Source organism: Stenotrophomonas sp. YJH_SMC_110, from assembly GCF_059369255.1.
This window is the reverse complement of record NZ_JCAFSM010000003.1, coordinates 341,875-358,863: the sequence shown is the minus strand read 5'-3', so window position 1 is coordinate 358,863 and position 16,989 is coordinate 341,875. Positions and strand designations below refer to the sequence as shown.

The window sequence follows — 16,989 nt, the reverse complement described above, 5'->3', positions numbered from 1 at the left end:
CATGCCCGGCGACCACCCTGTCGATCAGGCCGACAGCTCCAGCAGCAGCTTGTTCAGCCTCGCCACGTAGGCACCCGGGTCCTTCAGGCTGTCACCGGCGGCCAGCGCGGCCTGGTCGAACAGCACCCGGCCGAGGTCGTCGAAACGCGCGCCATCGGCTTCGGCATCCAGCTTGGCAATCAGTGGGTGGCCCGGGTTGATTTCCAGCACCGGCTTGCTGTCCGGCACCTTCTGCCCGCTGGCTTCCAGGATCTGGCGCATCTGCAGGCCCAGGTCCTGTTCGCCGATGGCCAGTACCGCCGGCGAATCGGTCAGGCGGTGTGACACGCGCACTTCGGCCACGTCATCGCCCAGCACGGTCTTCAGGCGCTCGACCAGGCCCTGCTTGTCCTTCGCCGCGGCTTCCTGTTCCTGCTTGTCCGCTTCGGTTTCCAGCGCGCCCAGGTCGAGATCGCCACGAGCGATGTCGACGAAGCCCTTGCCGTCGAAATCGGTCAGGTAGCCCATCAGCCACTCGTCGATGCGGTCGGTCAGCAGCAGCACTTCCACGCCCTTCTTGCGGAACACTTCCAGGTGGGGGCTGTTGCGCACCTGGCTGTAGCTCTCGCCGGTCAGGTAGTAGATCTTGTCCTGGCCTTCGGTCATGCGGCCGAGGTAATCGGCCAGCGACACCGTCTGCGCATCGCTGTCGCCGCGGGTGGAGGCGAAGCGCAGCAGCCCGGCCACCTTCTCGCGGTTGTTGTAGTCCTCGGCCGGGCCTTCCTTCAGCACTTGGCCGAATTCCTTCCAGAACGTGGCGTATTGCTCCGGCTTGTCGGCGGCCAGCTTGTCCAGCATGTCCAGCGAGCGTTTGGTCAGCGCCGCCTTCATCGAATCGATGACCGGGCCGGACTGCAGGATCTCGCGCGAGACGTTCAGCGACAGGTCGTTGGAGTCGACCACGCCCTTGATGAAGCGCAGGTACAGCGGCAGGAATTGCTCGGCCTGGTCCATCACGAACACGCGCTGCACATAGAGCTTCAGGCCCTTGGGCGCATCGCGGTGGTACAGGTCGAACGGCGCGCGGCCGGGCACGTAAAGCAGCGAGGTGTACTCCAGCTTGCCTTCGACCTTGTTGTGGCTCCACGCCAGCGGATCGCTGTGGTCGTGCGCCACGTGCTTGTAGAACTCGGTGTACTCGGCGTCGCCGATCTCGGTGCGCGGACGGGTCCACAGCGCGCTGGCGCGGTTGACGGTCTCCCACTCGACGGTGGCGCCTTCCTCGCCTTCCTTCGGCATCTGGATCGGCAGGCCGATGTGGTCCGAGTACTTCTTGAGGATGCTGCGCAGGCGCCAGCCGTCGGCGAAATCATGCTCGCCATCCTTCAGATGCAGGACGATGCGGGTGCCGCGCTCGGCCTTGTCGACGGTGGCGACGTTGAAATCGCCTTCGCCGCGCGAGGTCCAGCGCACGCCTTCACCTGCGGCCAGGCCGGCGCGGCGCGAGGTCACTTCGACCTCGTCGGCAACGATGAAGGCGCTGTAGAAGCCGACGCCGAACTGGCCGATCAGCTGCGAATCCTTCTTCTGGTCGCCGGACAGCTGGCGCAGGAAATCGCCGGTGCCGGACTTGGCGATCGTGCCGAGATGGGCAATCGCCTCGGCGCGACTCATGCCGATGCCGTTGTCTTCGATGGTGATGGTGTGGGCGGCGGGGTCGAAGCTGACGCGCACGCGCAGTTCGCTGTCGCCTTCCAGCAGGGCCGGCTGGGTCAGGGCTTCGAAGCGCAGCTTGTCGGCGGCGTCGGCGGCGTTGGAGACCAGCTCGCGCAGGAAGATCTCCTTGTTGGAGTACAGCGAGTGGATCATCAGCTGCAGCAGCTGCTTGACTTCGGTCTGGAAGCCAAGGGTTTCGGTCTGGGTGGTCTCGGTCATCGATAGGGCTCCATGTGCAATGCCGCGCCAGCGCGTGCGGCCTCGCCAAGGGGTATGGCTGATTGTCCCGAAATCAAGGGGTTGGTCGGCCGGGCGGCGCCCGGCACCTGCAGAGGCCGAAGCAACAGCAACAGCAACAGCAACAGCGGGCTATCCGTGGGATGGCGGGGCGGTGTGGGTTGGCAGGACACGCCGTAAACCCCCCTCCGGGGGCCGGCCCAGCCGCTGGCGGCTGTGCGTTCGGGCGCTCGCGAAGCAGTGCTTCGCAAGCAAAGCGCCCTCACCCATGGGGGCTCGATGGCGCCATCCATGGCGCCAACGGTCCTGCCACCCCACACCGCCCCGCCTCTGACAGGTTCACTCGGCTGTTGGTGGGTGTCGACCTTGGTCGACACATCTGTCAGACATCGAAATAAATCTGGGGTCAGATCCGTTTTCCGCAGGAAAACGGATCTGACCCCAAGAGCCGTTCCGACAGATCGCAGGAAACTGTCGAAGGCGGGGTGGGTCCGGTTGAGGGGGCGTGAGCCGCATGGATGCGGCGACCGAGCTTACATGGACGTACTTGCAGCGTCCCCCTCAACCGGACCCACCCCGCCATCCCACGGGGATGCCCGCTGTTGCTGTTGCTTCGGCTTCTGCGGGTGCCGGGCGCCGCCCGGCCGAACTACAATCCCGCTCATGCTGAATTTCTCGAATTCCTCCCGCCGGGGGCGCCGATGAGCGGCCGCGGTGGCAATGACGGCCAGGTCCGCATCATCGGCGGGCGCTGGCGCAATACCCGGCTGCCGGTGCCGACCCTGCCGGGCCTTCGCCCCAGCAGCGACCGCGTGCGCGAGACCCTGTTCAACTGGCTGATGCCCAAGCTCGGCGGGGCCCGCGTGCTGGACCTGTTCGCTGGCAGTGGCGCGCTGGGCCTGGAGGCGGTCTCGCGTGGCGCTGCCCACGCCACCCTGGTCGAGCGCGATGCGCAGCTGGGACGCAACCTGACCGCCGCCGTCGCCAGGCTGCAGGCCAGCGACCAGATCACCGTCGTGCAGGCCGATGCCCTGCGCTGGCTGCAAGGGGCGCAGGCGCAGCAGGCCGACCTGGTCTTCATCGACCCGCCGTTTGCCGATGGCCTGTGGCAGGACGTGCTGGCCCAGCTGCCGCGGCACCTGGCCGCCGACGCCTGGCTGTACCTGGAATCGCCGGCCGGCCACGTGCCGGTGCTGCCGCCGGACTGGCTGCTGCACCGCGAGGGTGGCACCCGCGAGGTGCGCTTTGCCCTGTACCGCCGTGCCACTGCTACACTTTGACCTCATCTGAACATCTGCATCCGCCCATGACCGTGGCCAATCGCCGCATTGCCGTCTACCCCGGCACGTTCGACCCCATCACCAACGGTCATATCGACCTTGTGAGCCGGGCCGCGCCGCTGTTCGAAAAGGTCGTGGTCGGCGTGGCGCAGAGCCCGTCCAAGGGCCCGGCGCTGCCGCTGGAGCAGCGCGTGCAGCTGGCGCGTGGCGCGCTGGCCCACCACGGCAACGTCGAGGTCATCGGCTTCGATACCCTGCTGGCCCATTTCGTACGTTCGGTGCAGGGCGGGGTGCTGCTGCGCGGCCTGCGCGCGGTGTCCGACTTCGAGTACGAATTCCAGATGGCCAGCATGAATCGCCACCTGATCCCCGAGGTCGAGACCCTGTTCCTGACCCCGGCCGAGCAGCACAGCTTCATTTCGTCCTCGCTGGTCCGCGAGATCGCGCGCCTGGGCGGCGACGTGTCCGGTTTCGTGCCGGCCGCGGTGCTCGAAGCCCTGCGCAAGGTCCGCGAAGCGAAGTCGGCACAGTCGTAAGCCCCGCTGTACCCGCACCCCATTACGTACACCACCACGCACCATTCCGGGAGGAAACCCATGAACACCACCATGCGCGCGATGCTGATCGCTTCGTTGGCCCTGGCCTTCACCGCCTGCAAGAAGGAAGAGGCCGCTCCGGTCGACGAGGCCAAGCAGGCCCTGGTCGCCCCGGCCAAGGACGACGATGCAGGCTGGAAGAAGTACCTGCAGGAAGTGGCGATCCAGAACATGGGCAACATCACCAACAGCCCGTTCCTGTACTACCTCTCGCCGGAATCGGACCCGGACTTCCAGGCCAAGTACGAGCGCCAGACCGAAAGCGCGACCCAGGCCGTGGCGCGTGGCGTGCAGCCGGGCAACATGCTGGCCTTCGGTTCGTCGGCCTCGGGCAAGATGGCGGACATGATCCAGGCCGTGTTCAAGGACGTGTCGCCGGATTCGATGAAGGGCGTGCGCGTCGTCTTCATCGGCCAGTCGGCCGACAACGCCCGCGTGCAGGCTGCGATCCAGCCGACCGGTGCCGAGTACATTTTCGTCGAAGCCAAGTAATACCGAGCCATGGCGGCCATGCTCCGGCATGGCCCGGGCGGCATCCTGCAAGGGCGCCGCTGATGACCTGACCGGCCCGCGCGCCCGCGCTGGCCGGTCCTTTGTCCCAGGGCGCGGGCGAGGAGTATCGCCGTGTCGCTGAAAATCAACGAGCTCTGCGTCAACTGCGACGTATGCGAGCCGGCCTGCCCCAACCAGGCCATTGCGATGGGTGAAACCATCTACGTGATCGACCCTGCGCGCTGCACCGAATGCGTGGGTCATTTCGACGAGCCACAGTGCGTGGTCGTCTGCCCGGTCGAGTGCATCGACCCGGACCCGGAGATCGTGGAAACGGAAGACCAGCTGCTGGCCAAGCTGCGCCAGCTGCAGCACGATCACCCCGAACTCTACGCGGAGCCCCCATCCGAATGAAGACGCTGATCGTCCGCCCCCTGTTGCTGCTCGGCCTGCTGCTGAGCCCCATGGCCTGGGCTGACAGCCCGGCCCGTGCCGATCGCCCTGATGGCGCGGCCATTGCCAGCGGCCACGCACTGGCCACCCAGGCCGGCATCGACATCCTGGCGCAGGGCGGCAACGCCTTCGACGCTGCAGTGGCGGTGTCGTCCACGCTGGCGGTGGTCGAGCCGATCAGTTCCGGGTTGGGCGGCGGCGGCTTCTTCCTGCTGCACGACGCGGCCACCGGCAAGGATGTGATGCTGGATGCGCGCGAGACCGCCCCGGCTGCGGCGACCCCGCAGGCCTTCCTCGACAAGCAGGGCAACCTGGACCGTGATCGTTCGGTCAACGGTGCCTGGTCGGCGGGTATTCCCGGCCTGCCCGCAGCGCTGGTCGAGCTGTCGGCCAAGCATGGCAAGCTGCCGTTGTCGGCCTCGCTGCAGCCGGCGATCCGCATCGCGCGCGAAGGTTTCCCGGTGTACGACCGCATGGCCAAGGGCTACGCGTCGCGGCGTGAAGTGATGGAGCGCTATCCCGGCACGCGCGAGGTCTACCTGCGCAATGGCAAGCCGATCGCCAGCGGTGACCTGTTCAAGCAGCCGGAACTGGCGCAGACGCTGGAGCGCCTGGCCGCGGGTGGCTTTGATGGCTTCTACAAGGGCCAGACCGGAAAGCTGTTGCTGGCGGGCGTGAAGCAGGCTGGCGGCAAGTGGACCGCTGAAGAACTGGCCGGTTACCGCGTCAAGCAGCGCGAGCCGATCGTGTTCAACTACAACGGCTGGAAGATCACCACCGCGCCGCCGCCGTCGTCCGGTGGCATCGCGCTGGCCAGCATGCTGCAGATCCTGGAAGGCTGGGACATCAGGAAGATGGACCCGGCCCACCGCACCCACCTGGTGGTGGAGTCGATGCGCCGCGCCTACCGCGACCGCACCTTCTTCCTCGGCGATCCGGACTTCGTGCAGATCCCGCAGAAAGTGCTGACCAGCAAGGACTACGCACAGGGCCTGCGGGCGACCATCCATCCGGAGAAGGCCACGCCCAGCGACCTGCTGTCGGGCAACCCGACGCCGCTGGAAGATGACGAGACCACGCACTTCTCGATCATCGACCGCGACGGCAACCGCGTCGGCGCCACCCAGACCGTCAACCTGCTGTATGGCTCGGGGCTGATTCCCAAGGGCACCGGCGTGCTGCTGAACAACGAGATGGACGACTTCGCGCTGAAGCCGGGCACGCCCAATGCGTTCGGCGTGATGGGCTATGAGGCCAATGCGCCGAAGGCCGGCAAGCGCATGCTCAGCTCGATGACGCCGACCTTCATGGAGAACGCCGACAAGGTCGTGGTGCTGGGCACCCCGGGTGGCAGCCGCATCATCACCATGGTGCTGCTGGGCATCCTCGGCTACGACGACGGCCTGGATGCACAGCAGGTTGCCGCGCTGCCGCGCTACCACCACCAGTGGCTGCCGGACCTGATCGAAGCCGAGGACGATGCGTTCGACGCGGCGACGGTGAAGCAGTTGCAGGCGATGGGCCACAAGATCGACCTGCCGGGTGACGTCGCCGCAGGCGGCCGCGGTTCCAGTCACGTGTGGGGCAACCTGCAGACCGTGGAATGGGACCGCAAGGCGAACAAGCTGTTCGGCGGCAGCGACCCCCGCAACCCGGTGGGCAGCGCCCAGGTCGTGCCGGCACGCTGATCCGGTAGCGCCGGCTGCTGGCCGGCAATCCGGCAGATTACCGAAACCCCGCCTTTGCCGGCGGGGTTTTCTGTTTCCTTTCTAGCGATTATTTAACGGGCCGGCGCCGATAATCGACGCATGAAACTCTGGTCTATTCGTGGAAACTCGCAGCGCCTCGATGGCGGCGCGATGTTCGGCAACGCACCGCGTGCGTTGTGGGAAAAATGGGCGGCGCCGGACGAGCTCAATCGCATCGAGCTGGCCTGCCGCGCACTGCTTGCCAGTCCGCTGGAAGGCAAGACCGTGCTGTTTGAAACGGGTATCGGGGCGTTCTTCGATCCGCGCATGCGCGAGCGCTACGGCGTGCAGGAAAGCCAGCACGTACTGATCGATTCGTTGCGCGAAGCCGGCTTCGAGCACGAGGATATCGACGTGGTGGTGCTCAGCCACCTGCACTTCGATCATGCCGGTGGCCTGCTGGCGGCATGGAGCGAAGGGCGAGAGCCGGAACTGCTGTTCCCCAATGCGACTTATGTGGTCGGTGCGCAGCATTGGCAGCGCGCCGTGCAGCCGCATCCGCGCGACCGTGCCAGCTTCATTCCGGAACTGCCGGGCCTGCTGCAGGCCAGTGGCCGGCTGGAAGTGGTGGACGGGGAGTACTCGAAGGCACTTGGCCGCAGCGTGCGCTTCAGCTACAGCGACGGGCATACGCCGGGACTGATGCTGGCCGAGATCGTCGGTCACGCGCATGCCGGCGAAAGTGCGCATGGTGGCGTGGTGTTCTGTGCCGACCTGATCCCGGGGCGCTCATGGGTACACGTGCCGATCACCATGGGCTACGACCGCAACGCCGAGCTGCTGATCGACGAGAAGCGGCAGTTCCTTGAAGACAAGCTGGCGCGCAACGTGCGGCTGTTCTTCACCCACGACCCGCAGGTGGCGCTGGCGCAGCTGGGCCGTGATGACAAGGGACGTTTCGTGACCCTGCACGAACAGGGCGAGCTGAAGGCGCGCGCCCTAGGGTAATGAAAAGGCCGGGCAATGCCCGGCCTTTCACTGACGGTGGTAGATCCACGCCATGCGTGGATGGCGTTCGATCCGGACGCGACGATTATGACGACTTCAGGCAGCTGCTCATGAAGGTCTTGCGCGCATCACCGGCCAGCTTCTTCGCGCCCGCGTCAGCGTTGCACTTGCGCATCCGTTCCTGCTGCGGATTGACCGCCTTGGTCTCGGCAGCGTGGCCGCTGAGGCAGGAGCTCTGCGCGGTCTTGTAGGCATCACCCTTCAAGCCCTTGTTCTTGGCCGAGCATTCGGCCATGCGCTGCTGCTGCGGGGTTGTGGCGTTGGCAGCCAGGGGCAGGCCGACCAGCAGGACGGCGGCCAGCAGGAAAGAGGCTTTCATCGGGAGCTCCAAGGGTGGCGGGTGCGCGGAGCATTCGCTTCAGGCCGGCAAGGCCACGTGAAGAATCACGCCAGTGCCGCGCCTGCTTGCGGCAACGTTCAGACCGGCGTATTACTTAGCTATATGGGTAAGTATTATCCTGCCATTGAAGACGTCTTCCAGGCACTGGCCGACCCGACCCGTTGCGCGATCGTAGCGGCGCTTGGGCAGGGACCGCGCACGGTGTCGATGCTGGCCGAACCCTTCGAGATGGCCTTGCCCTCGCTGATGAAACACCTGGCCGTGCTGGAGCGCAGCGGTGTGGTGCGCAGCCACAAGCAGGGGCGCACACGCACCTGCGAACTGGTGCCGGCGCGGCTGGGCCAGGCCGAACAATGGCTCGCAGAACAGCGTGCGGCTTGGGAAGCGCGTTCCGACCGCATGGTCGATTTCGTCGAAACCCTTCACCGACAGGAGCAGGCCCATGGCCGTAGACGCAGGTAACAACCCCGACACCGATCTGGTGATCAGCCGTGTGCTGAACGCACCGCGCGCCGCCTTGTGGCGGGCGTGGACCGACCCGGAACTGCTGCGCCAGTGGTGGTGCCCGAAGCCGTGGACCACCGAGGTACGCGCATTCGACCTGCGCCCCGGCGGGGCCTTCCACACCTTCATGCAGGGCCCCGATGGCGGCAGCAGTGACAATCCGGACAGTTTCCTGGAGATCGTGCCGCAGCAGCGCCTGGTGTTCACCTCGATGCTGGGTGCGGGCTGGCGACCGCAGTCACCCTGGCTGGGCTTTACCGCCGTGATCACGATGGAGGACGAGGGGCAGGGCTGCCGCTACACCGCGCGGGTGATGCACCCGGACAAGGCCCTGCGTGACCAGCATGAGCAGCTGGGCTTCTTCAACGGCTGGACCACCGCCATCGACCAGCTGGAAGCCTTCGCCGCCGGGCTGTAGGCAGGAATGCGGGGTGGTGGGGTCAGGGCCCTTTCTGCGAAAGGGGTCCGACCCCCGCGATGTTGGGGTCGGATCCCTTTCGCTGTGAAAGGGCTCTGACCCCGGTTCACCGGATCAACCGACGCGGGTACCGAAGATGCGGTCGCCGGCGTCGCCCAGGCCCGGCAGGATGTAGCCCTTGTCGTTGAGCTGGGCATCGATGGCTGCGGTGTAGATCTCCACGTCCGGGTGCACGGCCTTGACCGCTTCGATGCCTTCCGGCGCGGCCACCAGGAAGATGCCCTTGATGCGGCGGGCACCGGCACGCTTGAGCATGTCGATGGTGGCGATCAGGGTGCCGCCGGTGGCCAGCATCGGGTCCAGGATCAGCGCGTCGCGCTCTTCCAGGCGGCCGGTCAGGCGCTCGAAGTAGGGCACCGGCTGCAGGGTTTCCTCGTCGCGCTGCAGGCCGACCACGCTGACACGGGCCGCCGGGATCAGCGACAGCACGCCGCTGAGCATGCCCAGGCCGGCACGCAGGATCGGCACCACGGTGATCTTGGCGCCGGCAATACGCTGCACCGTCACCGGGCCGGCCCAGCCGGGCAGGGTGTGCGGCTCGGTGTCCAGGTCGGCGGTGGCCTCGTAGGCCAGCAGCGTACCCAGCTCGTTGGCCAGTTCGCGGAAATCCTTGGTGCTGAGCGCAGCGTTGCGCATCAGGCCGATCTTGTGCTGCACCAGCGGGTGGCGCACTTCGACGATCTTCATGGTCGGGAAGGGGGAAAAGGAGAGAGGAGGCCATTTTGCCGGATTGGCGTGTCGAACCCCAAACCGGGCCTGGATCTGATCTACATGAAATGTGCAGGCGCATGTCACAGCCATGCAACCTTGCGGACATACCGTGCAGACCCATTCTTAACAGGAATGGGGATTCCCAGTGCATATCAAGACTCCGTTGGCCGTTGCCATCACCCTGACCCTGGCGATGGGGGCCGCGGCACCGCTGCAGGCTGCCGGGCAACAGGCGGTAGCCGCTACCGGCGCCGTGGCGGCCGACGCGGTAGACCTGGACCGTATCGAAGTGCGCGCCCAGCTCGAATCGCAGATCCGCGCGGTCGACCTCAAGCGCAGCAGCGACGCCATCGAGGACGCGGTGTCCTCCGATGCCCTGGGCCAGTATCCGGACAAGAACGTGGCCGAATCACTGCAGCGCCTGCCGGGCGTCAGCGTGACCCGCGACCAGGGCGAAGGCCGCTTCGTGGTCATTCGCGGCCTGGATGCCAATCTCAACAGCGTCAGCGTGGATGGCATCGCCATCGGTACGCCGGAAGATTCCAGCCGCGCCGCGCCGCTGGACGTGATCCCATCGGACTCCACCGAGCGCCTGCGGGTGGTCAAGTCGCCGACCCCGGACATGCCCGGTGATGCCATCGGCGGCGCCGTGCTGGTGGAATCGGCGTCGGCCTTCGACCGCGACGGCCGCAGCCTGCGCGGCAAGATCGAGGGCAGCCACCAGCAGCTGTCCGGCGAGACCAGCCCCAAGGCCGCCTTCAACTACAGCGAAGTGTTCAACGACACGTTCGGCGTGGCGCTGGGCGTGAATTACCAGAAGCGCCGGTTCGAGTCGGACAACACCGAAGTGGAGTACGACGGCGAGGACGATGCCGCCCCCGGTGACGTGACCGCGATCAACCTGCAGCACCGCAAGTACGAGATCGAGCGCAAGCGCATCGGTGCCAACCTCAACCTCGACTGGCGCCCCAACGAAGACAGCACGTACTACCTGCGCACGCTGTACAGCCAGTTCGACGATGCGGAGACCCGCCAGCGCGTGATCTTCAACTTCGACGACGCGAAGATGGTCAAGACCGGCACCGACCAGTACCGGCTCGATGGCATGCCGAAGGACTCGATCGACAAGCGCATGCGCTACCGCACCAAGAAGGAGAACACCTTTGCGGCCAGTCTTGGTGGCGAGAACAAGCTGACCAACGCCGTGGTCGATTACCGGATCGGCTACACCCGTACCGAAGAGCGCGTGAACGACGAGATGGAGGCGCGCTTCAAGCTCAACGGCAAGGCCTTCAATGGCACCCTGGACCAGAGCAGCCGCCTGCCCAGCTACAGCTTCGACAATCCGCAGTGGCTGGACAACGGCAACTACGCGTTCGACCGCGTCGTGCTTTCGCCCAAGCAGGTGAACGACAAGGAACACAGCGCGCAGGTCAACGTGCGCTTCGACGGCGACAGCAGCAGCATCAAGTTCGGCCTGCTCGGCCGCTGGCGCGACCGCGACGTGAATGTCGATGAGCGCGAACTGCGCGTCGGCCCGAAGGTGGTGCTGTCGAGCTGGACCACCTCTTCGCCGGAGCATCGCCACGGCAACATGGGGGATGGCATGGACTCGGCTGCGATGCGCGCGTTCTGGGCCGCCAATGGTGGCCAGTACAGCGCCCGCCCGCAGGATGTCGGCGGCAATGCGATGACGTCGCTGGAAGAGGATTACGTGGCCAGCGAGGACATCTTCGCCAGCTATGCCATGGGTACCTGGGATGTGGGCGCGCTGCGCATCATCGGCGGCGTGCGCGTGGAGAACACCCGCTTCAAGGCAGTCGGCAACCAGGTGGACGTGGCCGCCAACGGCCGCAGCTTCACCGTCACCCCGCGCGTGGCCAACAGCAGCTACACCAACGTGCTGCCGGGCCTGCATCTGCGCTATGACGCGGCCGATGACTGGGTGCTGCGCGCCTCGGCCAACAAGACCGTATCGCGCCCGTCCTTCGGCGACGTCTCGCCGCGCGTGGGTTACAGCCGCGGTGACGAGGAAGTGCGCCTGGGCAACCCGGAACTGGATCCGTACGAATCGAAGAACATCGACCTGTCGGTGGAGAAGTACATCGGCAGCAGCGGCATCGTTTCGCTGGGCCTGTTCCACAAGTCGATCGATGGCTACATCGTGGAGACCGTGCGGACCAATGATCCGGCCTACGGCGGATTCGACGTGACCCAGCCGATCAATGGTCGCAAGGCCACCGTGCGTGGCGCGGAATTCAACTGGCAGCAGCAGCTGGCCTTCCTGCCGGAGGGCCTGGATGGCCTGCTGATCGGTGCCAGTGGCACCTGGCTGGACACCACGTTCGATGCCGGCATCAAGGGACGTGAGGGCGAGGACTTCACCCTGCCGCGCGCTTCCAAGCATGTCTACAGCGCACACATCGGCTATGAAAAGTACGGTGTAAGCACGCGTCTGGCGGCCGTGTACCGCAGCGAGTATCTGGACAGCATCGGCAAGGGGCGTGCATTCGACATCTACGTGGCACCCAACACCCAGCTCGATTTCTCGCTGGACTACAAGTTCACCCCGCGCGTGAGCATGTACTTCGAAGCGCAGAACCTGCTGGACAAGCCGCTGGAGCTGTACCAGGGCACCCGCTCGCGCACCCTGCAGATGGAAGAGTACGGCCGCACCTATGCGCTGGGCCTGAAGGTGGCGCTGTGATGGGGCGTGGCGTCACTGTCCTGGCCGCCGCGCTGGCGGCTACGCTGGTCGCCGGCTGCACGCCGGCCACCGGCAACGATCCGGTTGCGGGAGCGGCCGCGCCGGCCGCCAATGGCGAGCGCGTGGTGAGCACCATCGCCGAAGCGTTCCTGTCACCGATGACCCCGGCCGACAACATCGACTCGCCGGCGGCCTGGCGCGCGCCGGACGGCGCGCTGTGGCTGATCGCCACCGCCAAGGCCACCGACAAGCTGGTGGTCTACGACGGCAGCACCGGCCAGCACCTGCGTGACGTCGGCAGCAGCGGCACCGCACCGGGGCAGTTCGACCGCCCAAACGGCATCGCGGTGACCGACGACCTGCTGTGGATCGTCGAGCGCGACAATCACCGCGTGCAGGTGCTGAGCCTGCCGGACTTCGCGCCGCTGGCGACCTTCGCTGCGGACGACCTGCGCAAGCCGTACGGTCTGTGGGTCGACCGCCGTGCCGATGGCTACAGCGTCTACGTCACCGATTCCTGGGACAACGGCGAGGATGCGCAGGGGCGTGACATCCTGCCGCCGCTGGCCGAGCTGGACAAGCGCGTGCGCCAGTACCATGTGACCCGCGACGGCGCGAAGGTCGAGGCGAAGCTGGTGGCCAGCATCGGCGATACCACCGAGGCCGGTGCACTGCGCGTGGTCGAGTCGATCTGGGGCGACCCCGAGAACGACCGGCTGCTGATTGCCGAAGAGGACGAGCGCTACGCCAGCGAGTTCAAGGTCTACACCCTGGCGGGCCGCTTCACTGGCACCACCTTTGGCCGCGACGTGTTCAAGGCCCAGGCCGAAGGCGTGACCCTGCGCACCTGCGGCAAGGACGGCTGGTGGATCACCACCGAACAGGGCAAGCAGCGCAGCGTGTTCCACCTGTTCGACCGGCACACGCTGAAGCCGGTCGGCGCGTTCCAGGGCAATACCGTGGCCAACACCGATGGCATCTGGATGATGCAGCAGCCCAGCGCGCGCTTCCCACACGGTGCGCTGTATGCAGTACATGACGACCAGGGCGTGGTGGCCTTCGACTGGGAGAGCATCGCCAAGCAGCTGGCGTTGCCGCTGGAGTGTGGCGCATGAGCGGGCAGTGCGTAATGCGCGCGCTGGCGCTGGGCCTGCTGCTGGCGCTGCCGTCGCTGTCGTTCGCGGCGGCCGAACCGAATACCCAGGTGCCGGCAGGTAGCCGCCACTACGCGGCGACGACGGTGCCGGACCGCATCGTCGCCTCGCCGGCGGTTGATTCCAGTCATGGGTTCGCCGTGGCCTGGCGTACCGACGACAGCGTGCAGGCGCCGCTGCTGGAAATCGCGCTGGCCGCAGATTCGCCGGCCATTGAAGGCATCCGCCAGGTGCGTGCGACGACCCGCGCGCTGCAGACCGAGAACGGTCTGTCGCACCACCATCGGGCAGATATCGATGGCCTGCAGCCGGATACCCAGTACGTCTACCGTGTGCAGGGCAATGGCAGCTGGAGCGCCTGGAACCAGCTGCGCACGCTGGCCAGCGCCGATCAGCCGCTGACCCTGCTGTACTTCGGCGATACCCAGAACAAGAACGTCAGCCATGTCAGCCGCGTGGTGCGTGCCGCGCAGAAGGCTGCGCCGCAGGCGCGCATGAGTCTGTTTGCCGGTGACCTGGTCAGCGGAGGCGACAACATGGATGACAGCGAGTGGGGTGAGTGGTTCGCTGCGACCAGTTGGCTGGCGCAGGAAACGCTGGTGGCGCCGGCCATCGGCAACCACGAGTACTTCGAGGAATTCGAGGACACCCCGCAGGAGCGCCGCGTGCTGGGCCGCCACTGGCCGGTGACGTTCGCGCTGCCGGGCAATGGTGCCACCGCCGCGCAGCAGACCAGCTACTGGTTCGATGCGCAGGGCGTGCGCGTGGCCGTGGTCGATGGCACATCGGCACTCGACCTCGGCACCGCCAAGGCGCAGGCACAGTGGCTGGACAAGGTGCTGACCGGCAATCGGCAGGCGTGGACCATCGTGCTGCTGCACCAGCCGTTCTACTCGCCGCGCGAAGGGCGCGAGAACGCCGCGTTGCGTGACGTGCTGCTGCCGGTGGTACGCCGCCACAACGTCGATCTGGTGCTGCAGGGCCATGACCACACCTATGGCCGCCGTGGCGAAGGGCAGGCCGCGACGCCGCAGTATGTGGTGACCGTGGCCGGACCGAAGCAGTACCGCCTTTCCGACGAAGCGCGCAGGACGATGGACCCGGTGGCCGAGGACACCCAGCTGTTCCAGGTGCTGAACATCGACCCGCAGCACCTGCGCTATGAAGCACGCACCGTGACCGGCCGTCTTTACGATGCCTTCGAATTGCGTCGTGATGCCAAGGGTGGAAAGCAGCGCACGGAGCTGACCGAAGGCCGCATTGCTCCGCGCGACTGCCCGCGCGCGCAGACCGCCAAGGGTCGCGCCGACCGCTGCTGGGAATGAGGAGACGCCGATGACCACACCCCGCCGCATCATTCCATTGGCTGCCATCGGCGCGTCCCTGCTGTTGCTGGCCAGTGCGGTAACCGCCGCCGATACCGTGCTGCATCCCTTCCTGGTCGCCCAGCCGGCGCAGGCCCCGCAGGAGGTGAACCTGGCGGTGGAGATCCCGGCCGGCAGCTTCACCAAGTACGAGATCAAGGAAGACGGCCTGGTGCACGTGGACCGCTTCCAGTCGATGCCGGTCGCCTATCCGGCCAACTACGGCTCGATGCCGCGCACCCTGGCCGGCGACAACGATCCGCTGGATGCACTGGTGTTGACCCGCGAACCGCTGCATCCGGGCGTGATCGTGCGTTTCCGGCCGATCGGTTACCTGAAGATGATCGATGGCGGCGAGCACGACGAGAAGATCATCGGGGTGCCGACCGACAAGGTCGACCCGACCTACGCCAGTATCCGGGACCTGGCGGACCTGCCGGAGGCCGAACGGCAGCGGATCGAAGCGTTCTTCCGCGTCTACAAGGACCTGCCGGCCGGGCGCAACCCGGTGCAGCTAAATGGCTGGGGCAACGCCGCCGAGGCACGGTCAGTGATCCGCGAGGCCATGCAGCGGTTCAAGCGCTAGAACCCCGCCGTGGGTGGGTGGCCGGACGCGCGCATCACCTTCACCGCCCCTGGCTATCATGTCCGCCTTCCACAACGAAGGCGGTGCATGTGTCGGTAGCGTTGGTATGGTTCCGCCGTGATCTGCGGCTGCAGGACAATCCGGCCCTGCAGGCCGCGCTGGATGCGGGTCACGACGTGGTGCCGGTCTATCTCCACGCGCCGCACGAGGAAGGCGAGTGGGTGCCTGGCGCGGCCTCCGATGCGTGGCGCCACCGTTCACTGGGTGCCTTGGACGCCGACCTGCGCACGCGCGGTTCGTCGCTGGTGCTGCGTAGTGGTGACAGCCTGCCGGCCCTGCAGTTGCTGATCGGGCAGACCGGCGCCGAGGCGGTGTACTGGAACCGCAAGTACGAGCCGGCCACCCAGGCACGCGACGCCACCATCAAACGCACGCTGCGCGAGCAGGGCATCGACGCACAGAGCTGCAATGGCAGCCTGTTGTTCGAGCCCTGGGACATCGCGACACAGCAGGGTCAGCCGTACAAGGTGTTCACTCCGTACTGGCGCAACGTACTCAGTCATTGGCGCCTGCCGACGCTGAGTGCCGCGCCGAAGGCACTGACCGCGCACTCGGTCGACGGCCTCGCATTGGACGAGCTGCGGCTGGCGCCCACGCTGGACTGGGATTCCGGCTTCTGGGAGCACTGGCAGCCGGGCGAGGCCGGCGCGCTGGAGGCGTTGTCCGTGTTCGAGGACGGCGCGTTGCGCGGTTACCGCGAGCAGCGTGACCTGCCGGACCGGGTCGGCACCTCGCGGCTGTCGCCGCATCTGCATTTCGGCGAGATCGCACCGTGGCGCATCGCGCATGCGCTGGAGAGATTGCGCAGTGCCGGCACTGACGCCGACATCGACGGCTATCTGCGGCAACTGGGCTGGCGCGATTTCGCCTACCACCTGTTGCATCACTTCCCGAAGACGCCGACCGACAACCTCAATCCGCGTTTCGACCGCTTCCCTTGGGCCACGCCCACTGCAGCGCAACTGCATGACTGGCAGCGCGGCAACACCGGCGTGCCGATCGTCGATGCGGGCCTGCGCGAGCTGTGGCACACCGGTTACATGCACAACCGGGTACGGATGATTGTTGCCAGCTACCTGTGCAAGCACCTGCGTGCGCACTGGCTGCAGGGCGCGCGCTGGTTCTGGGACACCCTGGTCGATGCCGACCTGGCCAACAACACGATGGGCTGGCAGTGGGTGGCAGGCACCGGCGCCGACGCGGCCCCGTACTTCCGGGTGTTCAACCCGGTCACCCAGGCCGAGAAGTTCGACCCGCAGGCCCGCTACATCAGCCGCTGGGTGCCCGAACTGGCGGCGCTGCCGGTGAAAGCGCGCTTCGCGCCGTGGCAGCATCCGCTGCTGCTGGCGGCGCATGCCCCGGGCTATCCGCGTACGCCGCTGGTGGATCTGGCCGTCGGCCGCGATGCTGCGCTGGCCGCCTACCGGCAGACGGGGGCTGGGTAAAGCGCGGGCTGAGCGTTCCAGTCAGTTAGCTGAACGCGGCCCTGTTGCCGCGACCGATCATCATCCCGACATCGCATCGGGCTGTTTATTCTCTCTGCGCCCGTAAGCCGCCGACCCGACCGGAAAACAAG

The 16,989-nt window shown here is 66.6% G+C and carries 16 protein-coding genes; 13 read left to right on the top strand and 3 right to left on the bottom strand.

Annotation, left to right across the window (positions count from 1 at the left end; all coding sequences use genetic code 11):
• Positions 1–24: 24 nt before the first annotated feature.
• Entirely contained in the window at positions 25–1,914 is a 1,890-nt protein-coding gene (gene htpG, locus AC5P6H_RS08795) for a molecular chaperone HtpG (protein ID WP_046429950.1), read from the bottom strand.
• 719 nt (positions 1,915–2,633) lie between these two features.
• Here htpG and rsmD point away from each other — a divergent pair.
• From rsmD to AC5P6H_RS08765, 6 genes are all read left to right on the top strand, one after another.
• Complete coding sequence (gene rsmD / locus AC5P6H_RS08790) at positions 2,634–3,212, top strand: 16S rRNA (guanine(966)-N(2))-methyltransferase RsmD (protein WP_014646773.1); 579 nt, start codon at positions 2,634–2,636, stop codon at positions 3,210–3,212.
• A 26-nt stretch (positions 3,213–3,238) separates the two neighbouring features.
• Positions 3,239–3,748 carry a pantetheine-phosphate adenylyltransferase gene (gene coaD, locus AC5P6H_RS08785; protein WP_014036814.1) on the top strand — a complete coding sequence of 170 codons (510 nt, stop codon included), beginning with the start codon at positions 3,239–3,241 and terminating at the stop codon, positions 3,746–3,748.
• Positions 3,749–3,808: 60 nt separating this feature from the next.
• Positions 3,809–4,300 (top strand): hypothetical protein, encoded by a 492-nt coding sequence (locus AC5P6H_RS08780; protein ID WP_005409092.1) that lies wholly within the window; start codon positions 3,809–3,811, stop codon positions 4,298–4,300.
• A 132-nt stretch (positions 4,301–4,432) separates the two neighbouring features.
• On the top strand, positions 4,433–4,714 hold the full coding sequence (locus AC5P6H_RS08775; RefSeq protein ID WP_004153175.1) for a YfhL family 4Fe-4S dicluster ferredoxin: 282 nt from the start codon (positions 4,433–4,435) through the stop codon (positions 4,712–4,714).
• The gene (gene ggt, locus AC5P6H_RS08770; RefSeq protein ID WP_014646774.1) at positions 4,711–6,441 is read left to right on the top strand and encodes a gamma-glutamyltransferase; all 1,731 of its coding nucleotides are present in this window, start codon (positions 4,711–4,713) and stop codon (positions 6,439–6,441) included. Before AC5P6H_RS08775 ends, ggt begins: the two co-directional genes overlap by 4 nt.
• 120 nt (positions 6,442–6,561) lie before the next feature.
• Entirely contained in the window at positions 6,562–7,449 is an 888-nt protein-coding gene (locus tag AC5P6H_RS08765; protein ID WP_019338337.1) for an MBL fold metallo-hydrolase, read from the top strand.
• Positions 7,450–7,534: 85 nt separating this feature from the next.
• Here the strand turns inward: AC5P6H_RS08765 and AC5P6H_RS08760 are convergent, their stop codons facing one another.
• Complete coding sequence (locus tag AC5P6H_RS08760; protein ID WP_046430010.1) at positions 7,535–7,828, bottom strand: PsiF family protein; 294 nt, start codon at positions 7,826–7,828, stop codon at positions 7,535–7,537.
• Positions 7,829–7,885: 57 nt separating this feature from the next.
• Between AC5P6H_RS08760 and AC5P6H_RS08755 the strand changes: the two genes are divergently transcribed.
• Positions 7,886–8,311: an ArsR/SmtB family transcription factor gene (locus tag AC5P6H_RS08755; RefSeq protein ID WP_229653747.1), complete on the top strand. Its 426-nt coding sequence runs from the start codon at positions 7,886–7,888 to the stop codon at positions 8,309–8,311.
• Positions 8,292–8,771: an SRPBCC family protein gene (locus AC5P6H_RS08750; RefSeq protein ID WP_495202532.1), complete on the top strand. Its 480-nt coding sequence runs from the start codon at positions 8,292–8,294 to the stop codon at positions 8,769–8,771. The genes AC5P6H_RS08755 and AC5P6H_RS08750 overlap by 20 nt, the downstream gene beginning before the upstream one ends.
• 114 nt (positions 8,772–8,885) lie before the next feature.
• Here the strand turns inward: AC5P6H_RS08750 and upp are convergent, their stop codons facing one another.
• On the bottom strand, positions 8,886–9,518 hold the full coding sequence (gene upp / locus AC5P6H_RS08745) for a uracil phosphoribosyltransferase (RefSeq protein ID WP_005409099.1): 633 nt from the start codon (positions 9,516–9,518) through the stop codon (positions 8,886–8,888).
• Positions 9,519–9,735: 217 nt separating this feature from the next.
• On the opposite strand from upp, the gene AC5P6H_RS08740 reads away from it, so the two are divergent.
• The 5 genes from AC5P6H_RS08740 (at position 9,736) to AC5P6H_RS08720 (ending at position 16,858) form a co-directional block, all read left to right on the top strand.
• Entirely contained in the window at positions 9,736–12,249 is a 2,514-nt protein-coding gene (locus tag AC5P6H_RS08740; RefSeq protein WP_425604835.1) for a TonB-dependent receptor, read from the top strand.
• A complete protein-coding gene (locus AC5P6H_RS08735; RefSeq protein WP_032959149.1) occupies positions 12,249–13,364 on the top strand; it encodes an NHL repeat-containing protein in 1,116 nt (371 codons plus the stop codon). The genes AC5P6H_RS08740 and AC5P6H_RS08735 overlap by 1 nt, the downstream gene beginning before the upstream one ends.
• On the top strand, positions 13,361–14,728 hold the full coding sequence (locus tag AC5P6H_RS08730; protein ID WP_014646781.1) for a purple acid phosphatase family protein: 1,368 nt from the start codon (positions 13,361–13,363) through the stop codon (positions 14,726–14,728). Before AC5P6H_RS08735 ends, AC5P6H_RS08730 begins: the two co-directional genes overlap by 4 nt.
• Before the next feature lie 10 nt (positions 14,729–14,738).
• On the top strand, positions 14,739–15,353 hold the full coding sequence (locus tag AC5P6H_RS08725) for an inorganic diphosphatase (RefSeq protein WP_014646782.1): 615 nt from the start codon (positions 14,739–14,741) through the stop codon (positions 15,351–15,353).
• Between the two features lie 89 nt (positions 15,354–15,442).
• Entirely contained in the window at positions 15,443–16,858 is a 1,416-nt protein-coding gene (locus AC5P6H_RS08720; RefSeq protein ID WP_169410700.1) for a cryptochrome/photolyase family protein, read from the top strand.
• Positions 16,859–16,989 lie beyond the last annotated feature (131 nt).

What these genes read in the sequence shown, in the direction of transcription:
- coaD (WP_014036814.1), top strand. Translation starts at nt 3,239, where the DNA reads ATGACCGTGGCCAATCGCCGCATTGCCGTCTACCCCGGCACGTTCGAC.
- AC5P6H_RS08740 (WP_425604835.1), top strand. Translation starts at nt 9,736, where the DNA reads ATGGGGGCCGCGGCACCGCTGCAGGCTGCCGGGCAACAGGCGGTAGCC.
- AC5P6H_RS08780 (WP_005409092.1), top strand. Translation starts at nt 3,809, where the DNA reads ATGAACACCACCATGCGCGCGATGCTGATCGCTTCGTTGGCCCTGGCC.
- AC5P6H_RS08735 (WP_032959149.1), top strand. Translation starts at nt 12,249, where the DNA reads ATGGGGCGTGGCGTCACTGTCCTGGCCGCCGCGCTGGCGGCTACGCTG.
- rsmD (WP_014646773.1), top strand. Translation starts at nt 2,634, where the DNA reads ATGAGCGGCCGCGGTGGCAATGACGGCCAGGTCCGCATCATCGGCGGG.
- upp (WP_005409099.1), bottom strand. Translation starts at nt 9,518, where the DNA reads ATGAAGATCGTCGAAGTGCGCCACCCGCTGGTGCAGCACAAGATCGGC.
- AC5P6H_RS08765 (WP_019338337.1), top strand. Translation starts at nt 6,562, where the DNA reads ATGAAACTCTGGTCTATTCGTGGAAACTCGCAGCGCCTCGATGGCGGC.
- AC5P6H_RS08750 (WP_495202532.1), top strand. Translation starts at nt 8,292, where the DNA reads ATGGCCGTAGACGCAGGTAACAACCCCGACACCGATCTGGTGATCAGC.
- ggt (WP_014646774.1), top strand. Translation starts at nt 4,711, where the DNA reads ATGAAGACGCTGATCGTCCGCCCCCTGTTGCTGCTCGGCCTGCTGCTG.
- AC5P6H_RS08760 (WP_046430010.1), bottom strand. Translation starts at nt 7,828, where the DNA reads ATGAAAGCCTCTTTCCTGCTGGCCGCCGTCCTGCTGGTCGGCCTGCCC.
- htpG (WP_046429950.1), bottom strand. Translation starts at nt 1,914, where the DNA reads ATGACCGAGACCACCCAGACCGAAACCCTTGGCTTCCAGACCGAAGTC.
- AC5P6H_RS08725 (WP_014646782.1), top strand. Translation starts at nt 14,739, where the DNA reads ATGACCACACCCCGCCGCATCATTCCATTGGCTGCCATCGGCGCGTCC.
- AC5P6H_RS08730 (WP_014646781.1), top strand. Translation starts at nt 13,361, where the DNA reads ATGAGCGGGCAGTGCGTAATGCGCGCGCTGGCGCTGGGCCTGCTGCTG.